This is a genomic window from Pseudonocardia sulfidoxydans NBRC 16205 (genome assembly GCF_007989085.1).
In the GTDB taxonomy this organism is placed as follows: domain Bacteria; phylum Actinomycetota; class Actinomycetes; order Mycobacteriales; family Pseudonocardiaceae; genus Pseudonocardia; species Pseudonocardia sulfidoxydans.
In genome coordinates, this window is record NZ_BJVJ01000164.1 from 1 (window position 1) to 2,183 (window position 2,183).

2 protein-coding genes are annotated in these 2,183 nt (G+C 70.0%); both read left to right on the plus strand.

From position 1 onward, the window contains the following. Positions 1 to 980: glycerol kinase GlpK (gene glpK / locus PSU4_RS30785; protein ID WP_147116182.1), on the plus strand; the 980-nt coding region annotated here is incomplete at its 5' end. A 29-nt stretch (positions 981 to 1,009) separates the two neighbouring features. Continuing rightward, a partial coding sequence (locus tag PSU4_RS30790; protein WP_147116184.1) for a glycerol-3-phosphate dehydrogenase/oxidase occupies positions 1,010 to 2,183 on the plus strand: 1,174 nt, incomplete at its 3' end.

Below are 2,183 nucleotides of genomic sequence, written 5' to 3' on the forward strand. Positions count from 1 at the left end.
TGCACGTCACCGACGTCACCAACGCCAGCCGCACGATGCTGATGAACCTGGAGACGCTCGACTGGGACGACGAGCTGCTCGGGTTCTTCGACATCCCGCGGCAGATGCTGCCCGAGATCAGGCCCAGCTCGTTCACGGCCGGCTACGGCAGCACCCGGGTGAACGGGCCGCTGGGCGGCGAGGTGCTGATCACCGGCGACCTGGGCGACCAGCAGGCCGCGACCGTCGGCCAGGTGTGCTTCTCCCCCGGCGAGGCGAAGAACACCTACGGGACCGGCAACTTCATGCTGCTCAACACCGGTACCGAGCTGATCCGCTCGAAAGCGGGCCTGCTGTCGACGGTCTGCTACAAGTTCAACGACGAGGACGTCGTCTACGCGCTGGAGGGCTCCATCGCGGTGACCGGTTCGGCCGTGCAGTGGCTGCGCGACCAGCTGGGCATCATCTCGGGTGCGGCGCAGTCGGAGGCGCTGGCCCGTCAGGTCGACGACAACGGTGGGGTGTACTTCGTCCCCGCATTCAGTGGTCTGTTCGCGCCCTACTGGCGTTCCGACGCCCGCGGCGCCATCGTCGGGCTGTCCCGGTACAACACGAACGCGCACCTGGCGCGGGCGACGCTCGAGGCGATCTGTTACCAGAGCCGCGACGTCATCGAGGCCATGGAGAAGGACTCCGGGGTACACCTGGAGGTGCTCAAGGTCGACGGCGGCGTCACGATGAACGAGCTGTGCATGCAGATCCAGTCCGACGTGCTCGGGGTGGACGTCAGCAGGCCGGTCGTCGCGGAGACGACGGCGCTGGGCGCGGCCTACGCGGCGGGCCTGGCCGTCGGGTTCTGGAAGAACACCGACGAGCTGCGGCAGAACTGGAACGAGGCCCGGCACTGGTCGCCGGAATGGAACGACGAGCAGCGCACCGAGGGCTACGCCAAGTGGAAGAAGGCCGTCGAGCGGACGTTGAACTGGGTGGACGTCGACTGACGGCCGTCGAGAACCGAGGAAGGACACTCATGAGATCGGTCGCGCTCTCCCCCCAGGCCCGGGCGGACGCCCTGGCCGCCATGGCGGGGACCGAGCTCGACGTGCTCGTGATCGGTGGTGGCGTCGTGGGTGCGGGCAGTGCCCTCGACGCCGCCACCCGCGGGCTGACCGTCGGGCTCGTCGAGGCCCGGGACTTCGCGTCCGGGACGTCGAGCCGTTCGAGCAAGCTCATCCACGGCGGCCTGCGATACCTGGAGATGCTGGACTTCCGGCTCGTCGCGGAGGCGCTGCAGGAACGCGGGCTGCTGATCCAGACGATCGCGCCGCACCTGGTGCGCCCGGTGCCGTTCATCTACCCCCTGCAGCACCGGGTGTGGGAGCGGTTCTACGCGGGTGCGGGCGTCGCGCTCTACGACACGCTCGGCCTGCTGTCGGGCCGGGCGCGCGGGGTGCCGCACCACACGCACCTGACGCGGTCGGGCGCCAAGCGGATCATGCCGTCGTTGCGCAAGGACGCCCTGGTCGGCGCTCTGCAGTACTACGACGCGCAGGTCGACGACGCGCGGCACACGATGTTCGTCGCCCGCACGGCCGCGGCCTACGGCGCGCACGTCGCGTCGCGGGCGCGCGTGGTCGGGCTGCTGCGCGAGGGCGAGCGGGTCACCGGCGCCGAGGTGCTCGACCTGGAGTCCGGCGAGACGTTCAAGGTCCGGGCCAAGCAGGTCGTCAACGCCACCGGTGTGTGGACCGACGACACCCAGGGTCTCGTCGGCGAGCGCGGGCAGTTCAAGGTGCGGGCCAGCAAGGGCATCCACCTGGTGGTGCCGCGCGACCGCATCCAGGGCGACTCCGGGCTGATCCTGCGCACCGAGAAGTCGGTGCTGTTCGTCATCCCGTGGTTCCGGCACTGGATCATCGGGACGACCGACACCGACTGGTCGCTGGACAAGGCCCACCCGGCCGCCAGCGCCGCCGACATCGACTACCTGCTCGACCACGTCAACGCCGTGCTGGAGCAGCCGCTCACGCACGCCGACGTCGAGGGCGTCTACGCCGGGCTGCGGCCGCTGCTGTCGGGCGAGTCGGAGTCGACGTCGAAACTGTCGCGCGAGCACGCCGTCGCGCACCCGGTGCCGGGACTGGTCGTCGTCGCGGGCGGCAAGTACACGACCTACCGCGTCATGGCCAAGGACGCCGTCGACG